At 70.3% G+C, this 15,563-nt stretch carries 18 protein-coding genes and 1 riboswitch; of the genes, 8 read left to right on the plus strand and 10 right to left on the minus strand.

Annotated elements, in window-relative coordinates; all coding sequences use genetic code 11:
• Positions 1–53: 53 nt before the first annotated feature.
• Together DRB96_RS11380 and DRB96_RS11385 are read right to left on the minus strand one after the other, a co-directional pair.
• Positions 54–518: a GNAT family N-acetyltransferase gene (locus tag DRB96_RS11380; RefSeq protein WP_112448337.1), complete on the minus strand. Its 465-nt coding sequence runs from the start codon at positions 516–518 to the stop codon at positions 54–56.
• A 17-nt stretch (positions 519–535) separates the two neighbouring features.
• A complete protein-coding gene (locus DRB96_RS11385) occupies positions 536–1,438 on the minus strand; it encodes a GNAT family N-acetyltransferase (protein WP_112448338.1) in 903 nt (300 codons plus the stop codon).
• Positions 1,439–1,560: 122 nt separating this feature from the next.
• Between DRB96_RS11385 and DRB96_RS11390 the strand changes: the two genes are divergently transcribed.
• Both DRB96_RS11390 and DRB96_RS11395 read left to right on the plus strand, forming a co-directional pair.
• Positions 1,561–2,211 (plus strand): HAD-IB family phosphatase, encoded by a 651-nt coding sequence (locus DRB96_RS11390; protein WP_112448339.1) that lies wholly within the window; start codon positions 1,561–1,563, stop codon positions 2,209–2,211.
• A gap of 121 nt (positions 2,212–2,332) precedes the next feature.
• Positions 2,333–3,544 carry a globin domain-containing protein gene (locus DRB96_RS11395; protein ID WP_112448340.1) on the plus strand — a complete coding sequence of 404 codons (1,212 nt, stop codon included), beginning with the start codon at positions 2,333–2,335 and terminating at the stop codon, positions 3,542–3,544.
• Positions 3,545–3,614: 70 nt separating this feature from the next.
• Here DRB96_RS11395 and DRB96_RS11400 read toward each other — a convergent pair whose 3' ends face one another.
• The 4 genes from DRB96_RS11400 to DRB96_RS11415 form a co-directional block, all read right to left on the minus strand.
• A complete protein-coding gene (locus DRB96_RS11400) occupies positions 3,615–4,094 on the minus strand; it encodes an NUDIX hydrolase (RefSeq protein ID WP_112448341.1) in 480 nt (159 codons plus the stop codon).
• Positions 4,095–4,230: 136 nt separating this feature from the next.
• The gene (locus DRB96_RS11405; protein WP_112448342.1) at positions 4,231–5,394 is read right to left on the minus strand and encodes a cystathionine gamma-lyase; all 1,164 of its coding nucleotides are present in this window, start codon (positions 5,392–5,394) and stop codon (positions 4,231–4,233) included.
• Entirely contained in the window at positions 5,391–5,882 is a 492-nt protein-coding gene (locus DRB96_RS11410) for a low molecular weight protein-tyrosine-phosphatase (RefSeq protein ID WP_112448343.1), read from the minus strand. The genes DRB96_RS11405 and DRB96_RS11410 overlap by 4 nt, the downstream gene beginning before the upstream one ends.
• An 11-nt stretch (positions 5,883–5,893) precedes the next feature.
• Positions 5,894–6,274, minus strand: a complete 381-nt coding sequence (locus DRB96_RS11415) for a phage holin family protein (protein ID WP_112448344.1) — start codon at positions 6,272–6,274, stop codon at positions 5,894–5,896.
• Between the two features lie 90 nt (positions 6,275–6,364).
• Between DRB96_RS11415 and DRB96_RS11420 the strand changes: the two genes are divergently transcribed.
• The 4 genes from DRB96_RS11420 to DRB96_RS11435 all read left to right on the plus strand — a co-directional run bounded on the left by DRB96_RS11420 (position 6,365) and on the right by DRB96_RS11435 (position 8,623).
• Positions 6,365–6,682, plus strand: a complete 318-nt coding sequence (locus DRB96_RS11420; protein ID WP_112448345.1) for a cupin domain-containing protein — start codon at positions 6,365–6,367, stop codon at positions 6,680–6,682.
• A gap of 142 nt (positions 6,683–6,824) precedes the next feature.
• On the plus strand, positions 6,825–7,052 hold the full coding sequence (locus DRB96_RS11425; RefSeq protein WP_204357691.1) for a DUF5326 family protein: 228 nt from the start codon (positions 6,825–6,827) through the stop codon (positions 7,050–7,052).
• 286 nt (positions 7,053–7,338) lie between these two features.
• Complete coding sequence (locus DRB96_RS11430; protein WP_112453341.1) at positions 7,339–8,076, plus strand: helix-turn-helix domain-containing protein; 738 nt, start codon at positions 7,339–7,341, stop codon at positions 8,074–8,076.
• A gap of 97 nt (positions 8,077–8,173) precedes the next feature.
• Positions 8,174–8,623 carry an SsgA family sporulation/cell division regulator gene (locus DRB96_RS11435; protein ID WP_112448346.1) on the plus strand — a complete coding sequence of 150 codons (450 nt, stop codon included), beginning with the start codon at positions 8,174–8,176 and terminating at the stop codon, positions 8,621–8,623.
• A 192-nt stretch (positions 8,624–8,815) separates the two neighbouring features.
• On the opposite strand, the gene DRB96_RS11440 is transcribed toward DRB96_RS11435, so the two are convergent.
• Positions 8,816–10,231, minus strand: a complete 1,416-nt coding sequence (locus tag DRB96_RS11440) for a YibE/F family protein (protein ID WP_112448347.1) — start codon at positions 10,229–10,231, stop codon at positions 8,816–8,818.
• Positions 10,232–10,270: 39 nt separating this feature from the next.
• A riboswitch (TPP riboswitch) is annotated at positions 10,271–10,416 on the plus strand.
• Here DRB96_RS11440 and thiC point away from each other — a divergent pair.
• Complete coding sequence (gene thiC, locus DRB96_RS11445; protein WP_112448348.1) at positions 10,411–12,198, plus strand: phosphomethylpyrimidine synthase ThiC; 1,788 nt, start codon at positions 10,411–10,413, stop codon at positions 12,196–12,198. (Overlaps the previous riboswitch by 6 nt.)
• A 56-nt stretch (positions 12,199–12,254) precedes the next feature.
• Here the strand turns inward: thiC and DRB96_RS11450 are convergent, their stop codons facing one another.
• The 3 genes from DRB96_RS11450 to DRB96_RS11460 all read right to left on the minus strand — a co-directional run bounded on the left by DRB96_RS11450 (position 12,255) and on the right by DRB96_RS11460 (position 14,453).
• Positions 12,255–12,533 (minus strand): hypothetical protein, encoded by a 279-nt coding sequence (locus DRB96_RS11450; RefSeq protein ID WP_162688473.1) that lies wholly within the window; start codon positions 12,531–12,533, stop codon positions 12,255–12,257.
• A 68-nt stretch (positions 12,534–12,601) separates the two neighbouring features.
• Positions 12,602–13,174 carry a hypothetical protein gene (locus DRB96_RS11455; RefSeq protein WP_112448350.1) on the minus strand — a complete coding sequence of 191 codons (573 nt, stop codon included), beginning with the start codon at positions 13,172–13,174 and terminating at the stop codon, positions 12,602–12,604.
• A gap of 142 nt (positions 13,175–13,316) precedes the next feature.
• Positions 13,317–14,453, minus strand: a complete 1,137-nt coding sequence (locus tag DRB96_RS11460) for a glycosyltransferase (RefSeq protein WP_239517719.1) — start codon at positions 14,451–14,453, stop codon at positions 13,317–13,319.
• A 233-nt stretch (positions 14,454–14,686) separates the two neighbouring features.
• Between DRB96_RS11460 and DRB96_RS42830 the strand changes: the two genes are divergently transcribed.
• Positions 14,687–15,559, plus strand: a complete 873-nt coding sequence (locus tag DRB96_RS42830) for a collagen-like protein (RefSeq protein WP_204357692.1) — start codon at positions 14,687–14,689, stop codon at positions 15,557–15,559.
• Positions 15,560–15,563: the final 4 nt, after the last annotated feature.

Consider the following 15,563-nt stretch of genomic DNA (forward strand, 5'->3'; position numbering starts at 1 on the left):
CCTCCCGATCGTAGGCCGGGCCGCCGACAGCGCCCCGGCCCACACCCGGTCGCTCAGAGCTGGAGTTTGAACCCGACGTGGGACGCGGTGAAGCCGAGCCGCTCGTAGAAGCGGTGGGCGTCGGTGCGGGTCACGTCGGAGGTGAGCTGGACGAGCGTGCAGCCCTCCGCGCGGGACCGCTCGACCGCCCATTCGACGAACCGGGTGCCGAGGCCGCTGCCGCGCTCGTCGGCGTGGACGCGTACGCCCTCGATGATCGAACGCGTACTCCCCTTGCGGGAAAGTCCGGGGATGATCGTCAGCTGGAGGGTGCCGACCACGCGGCCCTCGCGGACGGCGACGACCACGTGCTGGCGGGGGTCGTCCACCAGCAGTTTGAGCGCCTCCGCGTAGGGGGTGAGATCGTCCGGGGACTCCCGGGCGGCACCGAGCGGGTCGTCGGCCAGCATGGCGACGATCGCCGGCAGGTCCGCCTCCACGGCCGGACGGATGAGCAGGCCGGAAGGGATGTCGGTCATGGTCTGATGCTCCTCGCTCAGCCCGCGGCCACGGTGAGGGGGGCCCAGCGGCGGGTCCAGTCGCCGGGCAGGCCGGGGATGTCCCGCGTCATGACGGTGTTGAACGCGACGGAGTCCAGGCCCCGGTCCTTGAGCCAGTCGAGCAGTTCCTCGTGGCGGACGTCGACATCGGTGCGCAGGGGCCGTTCGGTGGTCGCGGCGAGTGCGGTCACCAGGGCCCGGGCCGCGGCGGTGTCCCGGGCGACCAGCGGTCCGACGACATGGGTCTGCATGTTGGGCCAGAGGGCGCCGTAGCCGGTCAGCTCGCCGGCGGAGTCCTCGGAGACGAACAGCCGGTCCGTGAAGGCGGGCAGCCGGGTGATCAGATGCGTCCGGTCGGCACCGAAGACCTCGGCGTCCAGGCGGAGGATCGCCGGGATGTCCTCGGCGGTGGCCGGCCGGACCCTACCGGCGCCCGTAGTGCCCGTCGCGTCCGGGGCGGCGTCCGACTCGGGACGGAAGACCCCCCGGAGCATCTCGGCGCGGCCGGTGGTGTCGAAGCCGAGCTCCTCGTAGAGGGGGCGGCCGTAGGGAGTGGCGTGCAGGGTGAGGGGGACGCCCTTGAGGAGGTCGTCGCAGATGTACGTCATCAGGCGCCGGCCCAGGCCCTGGCGGGCGTATCGGTCGGCGACGAGAACCATGCCGATGGCGGCGAGTTCGGGATCCGCCAGGGGAGGCCCGTACCGGGTGACCACGCAGGCCGCGGCCAGTCCCTGCCCGTCGGGGGCGTCGATGCCGTAGCCGCGCCCGGCGGTGAGCAGCAGCCCCCATTTGTGGTCCTCGCGGGGCCAGCCGCGGTCTTCGGAGAGATCGGCGCAGTGGCGGAGATCGTCCACGGTCAGTGCGCGGATCGGGAGGTCGATCAGGTGTGGAGGTGTCACGGACCAAGCGTGGTTCATCGGCAGGGGCCCAGTCCAGGGGATTTGGTGGATGTTTCACGTGAAACATCGACCCTGTTTCACGTGAAACATCGCGGGCGGCGGAGGTACTAACCTCGACGGCCATGACCCTCCTGCACCTCTTCGACCTCGACGGGACCCTGATGCACGGCACGTCGGCGCCGGTCGAGATCTCCCGGCAGCTCGGGCTGTCGGCCGAGATCGCCGCGCTCGAGCTGAGCTTCGCCGCACAGGAGACCAGCCCGCACCAGTTCGCGCTGGCGGTCCGGGAGCTCTGGACGGGGCTGACTCCGGCGCACGTCCGGGCGGCCTTCGACGGCGCGCCCTGGCTCACCGGGATCAGGGAGGTCTGGCAGGAGATCCGGGAGCGCGGGGACTACTGCGCGGTGGTCTCGCTGTCGCCGTCCTTCTTCGTGGAGCTCCTGCTGGAGTGGGGCGCGCACGCCGCGCACGGCTCGGTCTTCCCCGAGGTGCCCTTCACGCGACCCGTGGACGTGGCGGGGATCCTGACGCCCGAGCGCAAGGTGATGATCGCCGACCGGCTGTGCGAGCGGTTCGGGGTGAGCCGGGCTGACTGTGTCGCGTACGGGGACTCCGGCACCGATGTGGCGCTCTTCGACGTCGTGCCGCTCGCGGTCGCGGTGAACGCCCGGCCGTTCCTGGCGGAGCGCGCGACGCACGTCTACGAGGGGCGGGACCTGCGGGAGGCATACCAGCTGACTTGGGTGTCACGCACGGGAGTTGAGGCATCTTAAGGGGAAAGTGGGTTCGAAACGCGGATTTCCCGCATTTCCCCGCAGGCTCTGGGGCGGGCTGGCACGCTGTGAAACCCGGAACCACGGATTCGAAGGCCGTGGCGTGTGCAGACCTACCGAGATGTTCGAAGCGAGGCACCGCATGGACGCTCCGCCCACCAGATCGGCAAGACGGGGGACAGCCCGGATACCGTCCGGGGACGGTGCGCCCGAGCCCTCCCCCGATGCCGTGCTCATCCGCCGGACCCTCGCGGAGATCGCACCCGTCGCCGACAAGGTGACCTCCTACTTCTACGCCCTGGTGTTCACGGGACACCCGGAACTGCGGGGCATGTTCCCCGCGGCGATGGACGTACAGCGTGACCGGCTGCTGAAGGCCCTGCTGACGGCCGCCGAGCACATCGACGACCCGGAGGTGCTCACCGCCTACCTGCGCCGGCTGGGCACCGGGCACCGCAAGTACGGCACCCAGCCGGCGCACTACCCCCCGGTGGGAGAAGCCCTGATCGGCGCGCTGGCCCGGTACGCGGAGTCCAGCTGGGGGCCGGAGACCGAGGCCGCGTGGGCCCGGGCGTACACCGCGATCTCCCAGATCATGATCGACGCGGCGGCCGAGGCCGAGACCGAGGCGCCGCCGTGGTGGCATGCGGAGGTGGTCTCGCACGATCTGCGCACGTCCGACATCGCGGTGCTCACCGTCCGCCCCGACCAGCCGTACCCCTTCCTCGCGGGCCAGTACACGAGCCTGGAGACCCCGTGGTGGCCGAGGGTGTGGCGGCACTACTCCTTCGCCTCGGCCCCGCGCGCGGACGGCCTGCTGTCCTTCCACGTCAAGGCCGTTCCGGCGGGATGGGTCTCCAACGCGCTCGTACGGCACGCCCGGCCGGGCGACGTACTGCGGCTGGGGCCGCCGGCGGGGTCGATGGTGGTCGACCACACCACCGACAACGGCATGCTCTGCCTGGGCGGCGGCACCGGCATCGCCCCGATCAAGGCCCTGATCGAGGACGTGGCCGAACACGGCGAACGGCGGCCGGTCGAGGTGTTCTTCGGGGCGCGCAGCGACAACGACCTGTACGACAAGGACACGTTGCTGGGGCTGCAGCGCTCGCACCCCTGGCTGTCGGTGCGCCCGGTGGTCTGCGCGGAGGGGCTGGCCGGACAGCTGCCGCAGGCCGTCGGCACCCACGGGCCCTGGAGCTCCTACGACGCCTTCGTCTCGGGGCCGGCGGCGATGATCCGCAGCGGGGTGGACGCGCTGAAGCGGATCGGAATCCCCGGGGAGCGCATCCTGCACGACGCGGTGGAAGAGCTGGCGGGCGTCGCCGGCTGATTCCGGCAGGCGCCCGCGGTCGGTCGGGATCGGTCGAGGCCGGTCGTGGTCGGCCCACCTCGGGCCGGGATCAGCCCAGGTCGGGGGCGTGCATCGCGCGCACGCCCTCGATGTTGCCGTCGAGGTAGTGGCGCAGGGACAGCGGGACGAGGTGGACGGCCGCGATGCCGACGCGGCTGAAGGGCACGCGCACGATCTCGTACTCGCCCTCCGGCTCGTCGATCTCGGGGCCGTGCCGCTGGCTGGGGTCCATGGATTCGAGGTGGCAGACGAAGAAGTGCTGGACCTTGACGCCGGTCACCCCTCTGTCGGCGATGTGCTCGACGGTGTCGACGAAACAGGGCACGACATCGGTGATCTTCGCGCCGAGTTCCTCGTGGAGCTCGCGGTGGAGGGCTTCGACGACGGTGGGGTCCGAGGATTCCACGCCCCCGCCGGGGGTGAGCCAGTACGGGTCGATGCCGGGCTTGGTGCGCTTGATGAGGATCAGGTCGTCACCGTCGAGCAGGATCGCGCGGGCGGTGCGTTTGACCACTGGACGTTCGGTCATGGGAGAAGAGTGGCCCAGACTTCCGCTTCTGAAACGCGTGCCCTCGAAACACGCGCGCACACGGGGTCCGAGGGACCGGGAGCCGGGAGGTCCGAGCCGCCGGGCGGGAGGCTCGGACCGTCTGTCCGGCGGCTGTTCAGGCGTCCCCGAGCGCCGCGTCGAGGGCCCGCAGCACGTCGGCGACCAGGTCCTCCGTGTCCTCGGCCCCGGCGGAGAAGCGGATGAACCCCTCCGGCACGGCGTCGCCGCCCCACCGCCGGCGCCGCTCCGCCGTGGAGCGCACCCCGCCGAAGCTGGTGGCGTCCTCGACGAGGTGCAGCGAGGCCATGAACCGTTCCGCGTGCGCGCGGTCGGGCAGGGTGAAGGAGACGATCGAGCCGAAGCCGCGCATCTGGCGCGCCGCCGTCTTGTGGGACGGGTCCGAGGGCAGGCCCGGGTAGCGCAGCCCGGTGACGTCGGTGCGGTCGCCGAGGGCCTCCGCGACGGCCAGCGCGTTGGCCCACTGCCGCTGGGCGCGCAGCTGGATGGTGGACAGGGAGCGGTGCGCGAGCCAGGCCTCCATGGGGCCGGGGATCGCGCCGACCACCTTGCGCCAGCGCCGGATGCCCGCGGCGAGCTCCGCGTCCCGGCAGACGACGTAGCCGAGCAGCAGGTCCCCGTGGCCGGTCAGGCCCTTGGTGCCGCTGGCCACCGAGAAATCGGCCCCCAGCTCGAGGGGCCGCTGGCCGAGCGGGGTCGCGAGGGTGTTGTCGACGGCGACCAGGGCTCCGCCGGCGTGCGCCGCGTCCACGAGGCGCCGCACGTCGCAGACGTCGAGCCCGGGGTTGGAGGGGGTCTCCAGCCACAGCAGCCGGGCTCCGCCGAGGACGGAGAGCTGGGCGTCCTCGCCGGTGGGGGCGGTGCGCACGTGGACTCCGTACGCCTCCAACTGCTCCCGGACGAGCGGCAGGACCTGGTAGCCGTCGTCGGGCAGCACGACGGTGTCGCCGGCGCGCGCCTGGGAGAGCAGGACGGCGGAGACGGCGGCCATGCCCGAGGCGAAGACGACGGTGTCGGCCCCGTCCAGCCCGGGGGCCTCCAGTTCCCCGATGGCCCGCTCCAGCAGGGTCCAGGTGGGGTTGGTGTCGCGGCCGTAGGCATAGGGGCCGTCCACGTCTCCGGGGAGGTGGAAGTGGGCGGCGAAGACCGGCCCGGGCAGGGGCGGCTCGTTCTTGACGGGCTCGGGCAGGCCGGCGCGGACGGCCACGGTGCCGTCGCCGAACGGCCGCGGCCGGCGGGGCGCGCTGTCGGGTGCGCTCATGGGGTGTGCTCCTTCACGGCTTCGCGTACGGCGTCCAGCAGGCCGGGGCTCGCCGCCTCGACCAGGCCCAGGCACTCCTCGAATCCGGCGAGGGAGCCGTAGTAGGGATCGGGTACGTCGCCCCGCGCGGCCGGGGCCGCCGGGTCGTAGGACCGCAGCAGCCGGACCTTGGCGGCGTCCTGCGGGGTGGGGGCGAGCGCCCTCAGGTCCCGGACGTGGCCGACGTCGAGCGCGATGACGAGATCGAGCCCGGCGAACCAGGAGGCCCGGAACTGGCGGGCCCGGTGGTCCTGTTCGTACCCGGCGGCCTCGAGGACGGCGACGGTGCGCGGATCGGCGCCGTCCCCCTCGTGCCAGCCGCCGGTGCCGGCGCTGTCGACCCCGACCAGGCCCGCGAGCCCGGCGTCGGCCACGTGGGCGCGGAAGACCGACTCGGCCATGGGCGAGCGGCAGATGTTGCCGGTGCAGACGAAGCACACGCGGTACACGGGCGGCCGCTTCAGTTCTTGTCGGGCAGGACCATGTTCACGGCCCAGGAGACGATGGAGATGATCAGGGCGCCGACGACGGCGGTCCAGAAGCCGTCGACGTGGAAGCTGAGGTCGAACTGATCGGCCAGCCACGAGGTCAGCAGCAGCATCGCCGCGTTCACCACGAGGGTGAACAGTCCGAGGGTGAGGATGAAGAGGGGCAGTGAGAACAGCTTCACCACGGGCTTGACGATGAAGTTGACCAGGCCGAAGATCAGCGCGACCAGCAGCAGCGTGACGGTGCGGCGGCCCAGGCTGCTGCCGTCGTCCAGCGTGATGCCCGCGAGGAGCCAGATGGCGACGGCCAGGGCCGCGGCGTTGGCGAGGGTCTTGAGTACGAAGTTCGTCATGTGTCCGATCGTTGCAGAGATGATCCCGGTGGAACATCAGCTGATCTGCGGATGCTCGGGGCACGAGAGAGCACAAGGGGTGCAAAAACGATGAAGGCCTTCCGGCTGACCGAGCTCGAGGCCGAGCGCGCCGCGAACGAGGGTGCCTACCTGCAGTTCCTGCGCGAGCGGAACATGTCGGTCGGGCTCTACGCGCTGGACGCAGGGCAGACCGATCCGCAACAGCCCCACGGCCAGGACGAGGTGTACTTCGTCGTGAGCGGCCGGGCGTCCATCACCGTCGGGGAGGAGACGACGACGGTGGCCAACGGGAGCGTGGTGTACGTCCCGGCGGGGGTGCCGCACAAGTTCCACCACATCACCGAGAACCTCAAGGTGATGGTGGTCTTCTCCCCGCCGGAGGGGTGAACCGGCAGGCTGGGTGAGGGTTCGGGGCCCGGTCCCCCTAGGGGTCGGATCAGGGGACTGCGGGGGCTCGCGGGCCCCCGCGGGCGCCCGTGGCCTCCTAGCATCGAAAGCAGGAAGTCACGGACAAGGAAGAGGTTGGGACATGGAAGGCATCCGAGGGATATTCGAGGGCACGCCCTGGTGGGTCAAGTGGGTCGCCACTCCGCTGCTGGTGCTCTTCGTCTTCGGCGGTGTGATCACCACCGTCCTGGGCGCGCTGATCAGCTTCCTCTTCAAGGGGCTCCTCCTCGTGGCCCTCGTCGGCGGTCTGATCTTCGTCGTGAAGAAGTTCTCCGGCGGCCGCTCCAAGTCTTCCGCCGGAGAGTGGTAGGACGCACGCGACCGGGGCGGCACCGGGTTAACCCAGGCGAGGGAACGTGAAGCACTAAACCGCTCACAGCCCGGGAATCGGCGGATAGAGTGGCAATCTGTGCCGTTCCCTGGGCACCGAAAGCCGGTACTGCCGCCCTGACCAGCGGTTCTTTCAAACAGCCGCCGAGCACGACCCCCAGGAGTCACGGCGCACGCGGGGGCGGCCCCCGCAGGGTGGGCCCCTCCGGCCCGCCGCCACGCCTGGGGGTGAGCTTTTGTCTTCGGTTCACAACGCCGTGCCGACCCTGATCGGTTCGGTGCAGAGGGCGCTGAGGCTGCTCGAAGCTGTGGGCTCCCATAGCGAGGGAGCCCCGGCCAAACAGCTGGCGCGCGAGGCCGGGCTCCCGCTTCCCACCGCGTACCACCTGCTGCGCACCCTGACGCACGAGGGCTATCTGCGCAGGGAGAGCGGCGTCTTCGTCCTGGGGGACGCCGCGGGCCGGCTGGCCGGTGGCGGGCTTCAGCAGAAACGTCGCAGCATGATCCTCGACTCCCTCGCGCACTTCCGCGACGCGGTCGGGGCCCCCGTCTACTTCGCGGTCTACCGCGAGGGTGAGATCGAAGTCGTCGGCGTATCGGACACCGCGGCCCACCCGGCCTGCGAGGAGTGGGCCGACTTCCGCGAGACCGGCCACGCGCACGCCATCGGGCAGTGCCTGCTCGGCCAGCTCGACGAGAAGACGCGCAAGGACTACTACGACCGGCACCCGGTCGAGGCCGTCACCCCCTACACCGTCCGGGATCTCCACGCCCTCGAGCAGCGGATCGGCTCCATGGAGCGGATGCAGCCGGTGACTGAGCGTCAGGAGTACTCCCTCGGCACGGTGTGCGCGGCCATCCCCATCACCGCGGGCGATACGGCCGCGACCATGGCGATTTCTCTCCCTGTGCACCAAGAGGATCGATTGCTCTATGCGGTCGATCGACTACGGAGTGAAGTAGGCGCGCTGTTGAGCACCCTCTCGTTCTCTATCAGTATCTGAAAACTCACTCCTTGTGATCTGCAAGCGCTTACACCACTCTTGTCAAGAGGGCCTTGGGGGATCATTCCTGGCCACTTCCACTACAGCGGGGTAAGCAATGCGCGAGTCGGTACAGGCAGAGGTCATGATGAGCTTCCTCGTTTCCGAGGAACTCTCGTTCCGGATCCCGGTGGAGCTCCGGTACGAGGCTCGGGACCCCTACGCGGTCCGCCTGACCTTCCACCTTCCCGGAGACGCTCCCGTCACGTGGGCGTTCGGCCGGGAACTTCTTCTCGACGGCATCAACAAGCCGTGCGGCGACGGTGACGTCCACATCGCTCCGACCGACCCGGAGGAGCTGTCCGATGTCCACATCCGACTGCAGGTGGGCGCGGACCGGGCCCTCTTCCGGGCGAGCGCGGCGCCACTCGTGGCGTTCCTGGACCGCACCGACCGAATCGTTCCGCTCGGCCAGGAGCGCAACCTCGGGGACTTCGAGGAGAACCTCGACGAGGCGCTCGACAAAATCCTGGCCGAATCCCAGCAGAACGAGCAGAACGCGGGCTGACGGCGACGCCGTGCGTACGCGGCGCCGCATGTACGCGCACCGGCCTCACGACCCGACGGATTTACGCACCACCGCACACGAGTGACACCGCATCACGGCTCAGCGTGCCGACGCGCTGAGTGCTCCGCATTGCCGTTCCCCGCGACCGGCCGTGTGCGCGGCCTGACCAGTCGCGCCCGCCGGTCCGCCCCTTCAACGCTTGCGCCGCCGGCCCCGGCCGCCGCGCTGCGGCCCCGCGGCCGCCGCGGCCGCCGGGCCCGGCGTGCGGTCGGCGGACACCACCAGCGCGGCCAGCGCCGTCGTCACGGGTACCGAGGCGACCAGTCCGATCGAGCCCACGAGGGTCCGTACGATCTCCTCCGCGACCAGCTCGCTGTTGGCCACCGAACCCATACTGCTGTTCGCGATCGAGAACAGCAGGAGGAGCGGCAGCGCCGCGCCCGCATAGGCCAGTACCAAGGTGTTGACCACGGAGGCGATGTGGTCGCGACCGATCCGGATGCCTGCCCGGTACAGGCCTCGCGGACCCATCGAGGGGTCGGCCTGGTGGAGTTCCCAGACCGCGGACGTCTGGGTGACCGTCACGTCGTCGAGTACGCCCAGCGATCCGATGATGACACCCGCAAGCAGCAAACCGCTCATGTCGATGTCGGGGTAGAGCCCGTGGATCAGCCCGGTGTTGTCGTCGGTGTTGCCGCTGAGGACCGCCCAGTCGATGAACAGCGAGCCCAGCAGGCCGATCAGCAGCAGTGAGACGAGGGTGCCGAGGACCGCGACCGAGGTGCGGGCGGTCAGGCCGTGGCACATGTAGAGCGCGATCAACATGATCGCGCTGGCCCCGACCACCGCCACGACCAGCGGGTTCGATCCCTGAAGGATCGCCGGGAGGATGAAGAGGGTCAGTACGGCGAAGCTGACGGCCAGCGCGATGAGCGCGAACAGCCCGCGCATCCGCCCGACGAGGACGACGGCGAGGGCGAAGATGCCGGCCAGTACGGCCATGGGGAGCTTGCGGTTCACGTCGATCACGGAGTACTGGAGGTCCCGCGGCGCGTCCGGCGCGTAGGCGACCACCACTTCCTGGCCGTTCGTCAACTGGCGTGGCGCGCCGGGCTGGACGATCTCGACGAACTCGCGTCCCTTGTCCGGGCCGCTGCCGACCGCGACGGTGGCCTTCTTGCAGTCGCCGGTCTGGGAGGCCACGGCTTCGCGGCCCTCGGGGGTCGAGGTGTCGCCCGTGGCGGGCACCTGTGCCACGTTCACGGATTTGCAGTCGACCTGCTCCAGCGAGACGACCTTGCCCTGCTGGGTCTGCCGGTCGAATCCCACCCCGGTGCGCTCGTGGCCCGGGGCGCCGCCCGGCCACAGCACCGCCATGCCGATCACCACGGCGGTGGCGAAGGGGATCAGCACGGCCGCGATCACCTTCCGCAGGTGCTTCGACACGGGGGCCGCGGGGCCATGGCTGTGGGAGTGTCCGTGGGAGTGCCCCGGCTCCGGGTGCGCGTGGCCGGTGTGACCGGCGGGATCCGAGGGATCTGTGGGCTCGGTGGGGGGATGCGGCGAGGACGTCACCGGCTGATCATCGCAACAGATGAGGGGGCCCACTGTTCAGCACGCCACAGATGACGCTAGCGTGGGGGCTACTTTGCACAACGCGGGAGCTCGGAGCACCGGGCTGAGAGGGCGCTGATCACCGTACGCACATCAGAGATGTGTACGGGAAGAGGCTGCGTCGACCGCCGAACCTGTTACCGGGTAATGCCGGCGTAGGGAGATCAGGTCTCATGACCATTCAGGACGCACGCACGCCTGCCGTCAGCCAGGACGCCGACGGCCAGACCGAGCGCCAGCCCGGCTGGCACAAGGGATACCTGGCGGGCTCCCGGCCCGACATCCGGGTGCCGGTCCGCCAGGTCCACCTCACCAACGGCAAGGACGTGACGCTCTACGACACGTCCGGGCCGTACACCGACCCGCAGACCGAGACCGACGTCCGCCGCGGCCTGGCGCCGCTGCGCGAGAACTGGATCATCGGCCGCGGCGACACCGAGGAGTACGCGGGCCGTCCCGTGCGCCCCGAGGACGACGGCATCAAGCACACCTCGCCGCGCGGTGGCCTCAAGAACCTCGACGCGGTCTTCCCGGGTCGCCCGCGCCAGCCCCGCCGGGGCCGTGGCGGCGCCGCCGTCACGCAGCTCGCGTACGCCCGCCGGGGCGAGATCACCCCGGAGATGGAGTACGTCGCGATCCGCGAGAACGTCTCCCCCGAGGTCGTCCGCGAGGAGATCGCCGCAGGTCGCGCGGTCATGCCGGTGAACGTGAACCACCCCGAGATCGAGCCGATGATCATCGGCAAGCGGTTCCTGGTGAAGGTCAACGCCAACATCGGCAACTCCGCCGTCACCTCCTCGATCGAGGAGGAGGTCGACAAGATGACCTGGGCGACCAAGTGGGGCGCCGACACGGTCATGGACCTCTCGACCGGCCGCAACATCCACACCACCCGCGAGTGGGTGCTGCGCAACTCTCCCGTTCCGATCGGCACCGTGCCGCTGTACCAGGCGCTGGAGAAGGTCGACGGCCGTGCCGAGGACCTGACCTGGGAGATCTACAAGGACACGGTCATCGAGCAGGCCGAGCAGGGCGTCGACTACATGACGGTCCACGCCGGCGTGCTGCTGTCGTACGTGCCGCTGACCGCGCGCCGCAAGACCGGCATCGTCTCGCGCGGCGGTTCGATCATGGCAGCGTGGTGCCTGGCACACCACAAGGAGAACTTCCTCTACACGAACTTCGAGGAGCTCTGCGAGATCCTCGCGACGTACGACGTCACCTACTCGCTGGGTGACGGGCTGCGTCCCGGTTCGATCGCGGACGCCAACGACGCGGCGCAGTTCGCGGAGCTGAAGACGCTGGGCGAGCTGAACACGATCGCCAAGCGGTACAACGTGCAGACGATGATCGAGGGCCCCGGGCACGTCCCGATGCACAAGATCAAGGAGAACATCGACCTTCAGCAGGAGATCTGCGAGGAGGCGCCGTTCTACACGCTCGGCCCGCTGACCACGGACGTCGCGCCCGCCTACGACCACATCACCTCGGGCATCGGCGCCGCGATGATCGCCTGGTGGGGCACCGCGATGCTCTGCTACGTCACGCCCAAGGAGCACCTGGGCCTGCCGAACCGCGACGACGTGAAGACCGGCGTCATCACGTACAAGATCGCGGCGCACGCGGCAGACCTGGCCAAGGGCCACCCGGGCGCCCAGGAGTGGGACGACGCCCTGTCGGACGCGCGGTTCGAGTTCCGCTGGGAGGACCAGTTCAACCTGGCCCTCGACCCGGACACGGCCCGTGAGTTCCACGACGAGACCCTCCCGGCCGAACCGGCGAAGACCGCGCACTTCTGCTCCATGTGCGGTCCGAAGTTCTGCTCGATGAAGATCTCGCAGGACATCCGCCGGCAGCACGGCGGCGACCTCAAGGCCGAGGAGATCCAGGCGGGCATGGCGGAGAAGTCCGCCGAGTTCGCGGCCGCGGGCAACCGCGTGTACCTCCCGCTGGCCGACTGACCCCGTCGGACCGACCGGCCCGCGACCTTCATGGGGGGAGTCGCGGGCCGCTGTCGTTACTGGGGTGCGCCTGTTCGCTGGGCCGCGCGGAGGCGCTCGACCTGCTGGGCGATGAGGTCGGCTGGGAACGATGAGGTTCCGCCCACGTTGAGCGCCGAGAAGGACGCGATGGTGTTGCCCGTCCGCACGACGACGAACGTCTTGTTTCCGGTCCAACCCTCGCCTTCGTAGGTCCGGCAGGAGGAGAGCGACTGCTTGAGATCCGCGAAGCGCCGCTCGGCTCGCCGTTCTTTGAAGGCGACAGCCTTCAGCTGCGCCGGCGTCAGCGGTGCCACCGCCACCGTCCCCTCGGCCGAGGGGACGGGAGACGGTGTCCCAGAAGATCTCGCAGGACATCCGCCGCTCAGCGCGCCCGCTGCTTCTTCAGGATGCAGCGCTCGCCGTGGTCGGGATCGCCGATGTACGTCCACAGCGTCGGGGCCGCGGTCGTGCCGGTCGCCTCGTACTGGGTGCTCGCTTCATCCGGGCCGAAGGCGATGCGCACGGTCGACTGCGGTGGCCCGCCCCCGATCGGTGTGTCCGAGTCCGTGTCCCAGGTGCCTGTGCCCGTCCTGACCGGGGTGGGATCGGATCCGGAACCCGCCCCGCTCTCGGGGTCGGAGTAGTCGCCACAGGCGGATGAGGCACTGAACGTCCCGTCCCCGGCCAGGACGAGGCTGCCGCCCCGTTCGTCCGTCCACACTCCCGCCAGCTCGGCATCGGTCAGCACGACGGCGTCGCCCGGAGCTCCCGGGACCCAAAGCCGTCCCAGGGCGATCAGCGCGACCAGCAGCACCGGCGCGAGGACGGTTGCCAGGACTGCCAGCGCGGCGCAGCCCAAGGCTCCGGTGCAACCACCGATGGCGAGCCACTTGCCGAGTCGCCGGTGCGGGACGGGGCTCCACGGCGCGGTGGGCCGGTGGCCGGCAGTCGACATGGGCTTTCCTCGGTCTTGGCGTCGGCCACGGTTCCGGCCGCCAACGCCATCATCCACGGCCCCCGGCTACGCAGCAGCGGGGGGTCCGTCGATCTGACCTCAGGTCGGGCGGCGCACACGCCGGCCCGCTTTCGACCCGGCACTAGGCGGGTGAGTGCTCCGATGTTTCACGTGAAACAGGGACCGATGTTTCACGTGAAACACGGCTCACCGCGAAGTCCCGATTGGCTTCGGTCTGGCGCCGGTAGGACTCCGGCAGATCGGGCAGGGCCAGCAGTCGGTCGCAGGCGCGCAGCGAGGCGGACATGTCCCCCACCCAATACGCGGTGATGGAGTGCTCGAAGAGCAGCCCCCACCGGTACACCCACGGCTGGACGAAGAGCAGGTCCTCCGGCTCCGGCCGGTCCAGAACCGCCCTGGTGATCGCGTGCGCGGTGTGGTGGCGCCCCAGCAGGCGCAGCCTGGAAGCGAGTTCGTAGCAGGCCTCCAGGCGGGCAGGCCGGGACTCCCAGGCCCGGGAGAGGGCGTCCAGGGCTGCGGGGTGGTCCCCGGACTCGCCGTTCAGGACGCCGACTTGGAGCAGGGCGAAGTAGACCTCCTCGTTCCACCCGCCCATGGCCGCGCGGCGCTCGTAGAGGCGGATGGCCTCGGCGGTGTCGCCCATGTCGCGCATCGTCTGGGCGAGGTAGAAGACGGTGCGGGGGTTCGACGGGTCCCGCAGCAGTTCTGCGCCGAGCAGGCGCGCGTCCCGCTCGAACTTGTCGTGTCGGGAGCCGCCGTCCGCGTAGTCCTCGATCACCAGTGCGTCCAGGTTCTCCTGGATTCCGGGGCGCTGGTCGTTCTCGTCGGGGCGGTCGCAGGTGAGGTACTCGTGGGTGACGCCCTCGTACCGCCAGGGAAGGCCGGCGCGGACCAGGCGTTTGATCCGGTACTCGGTCGTGCCCTCGTGGCGCAGCATGTACGAGTCCGCGGTGAGCGGGGGCAGCCGGCCGGTGCGGCGCAGGACGAGGTCGGCGTCGAGGAGCAGCAGGTAGTCGGCCTTGCCGCGGGCATGGCCGATGTTCAGGCTCCGGTTGTGCCCGAAGTTCGTCCAGGGCTCCTCGCGGAGTTCTCCGGGGATGCCGCGCAATGCTTCGCGGACGAGGTCCTGGGTGCCGTCGGTGGAACCCGTGTCGGAGATGACCCAGGTGTCGATGAGGTCCCGCACGGAGTCGAGGCAGCGCTCGATGACGGCGGCCTCGTTCTTCACGATCATGCAGAGGCAAATGGTCGGCTTCACGGCGGCTGACCCTAGGGACGGCCTTCGGCCGGGCGGGTGCGCCGCGCCGGTGTGTGGCCCCGAGTGGCCGTGTCCCGGGCGGCCAAGTGGCCGTGCGCGCTGCTCCGTTCCGCTGACCGATGGGCGCGCCGGTCGGACTCGGGAGATTCGGATCCTCAGGATGGCCCGCGGAGCCTGGTCTTGTTTCCGGGCTTCGTAGGTTCATTCGATCCGGTGTGCGCGAGGAGCGGTAGATGAGTTCTGAGAAGAAGGCCCGTACGTACCTGGGGCCGGTGCCCCGACGGGCCGGGTGGCTGGTGGGAGGCACGTTCGCCTCGGTGGCCCTGGTGCTGGCGGGAATGGCGTCCCCGGCCGTCGGGCTGGCCGCGGCGTCCGGAAATTCGGACTCCTGCAAGTCCGGGCAGCACAGGCCGGACGCCACCCGGGCCCAGGACGCGGCTGTCGAGACCGTGCAGCTGGATCGCGACGACAAGTGCAAGGTGGGCCCGACCGGCCCACGGGGTCCGCGCGGACCCAAGGGGCAAACGGGTAACACGGGACCGACGGGTCCGCGCGGCTACACCGGTCCGACCGGCCCGACCGGTCCGACGGGTACGGCGGGCACCAACGGTCTGACGGGTCCGACCGGTCCGACGGGTACGGCGGGCACCAACGGTCTGACGGGTCCGACCGGTCCCACCGGCCCGCGGGGCGCCAGCGGCGTGTGTTACGACGTCGACGCCCACCGGCCCGCGGCATCTCGCGAGGTCAAGGCGGTGCTCTCGGCAGGCGTCACCTACGCCGGCATCCGCGACCTGCAGCCCAACGTGACCCCCTGGCGCTGGTACGACCTGACCACTACGGGGGAGACCTACCCCGAAGACGCGTGTGCGGTGTCGATCTCCGAGCAGGCCAACATCGTCAACGTCGAGGTGCTGACCACGGGTGGCCTCGTCTACGAGACCTCCTGCGACATCGACCCCGGTACTCCGGACGCACTCGTCTGCACCGGGGTGTGGGCGGCAGCGAGTCCTCAGCCCACCCCGGGTGCGAACGGCCTGGCCCGGTTCGCGCACAAGGCGCTGAGCAGGGAGGACCGCAACATCAAGCCCGTGGAGACCAAGTAGCGGG

Origin of the sequence: Streptomyces sp. ICC1 (assembly GCF_003287935.1) — a bacterium.
GTDB classification, from domain to species: domain Bacteria; phylum Actinomycetota; class Actinomycetes; order Streptomycetales; family Streptomycetaceae; genus Streptomyces; species Streptomyces tritrimontium.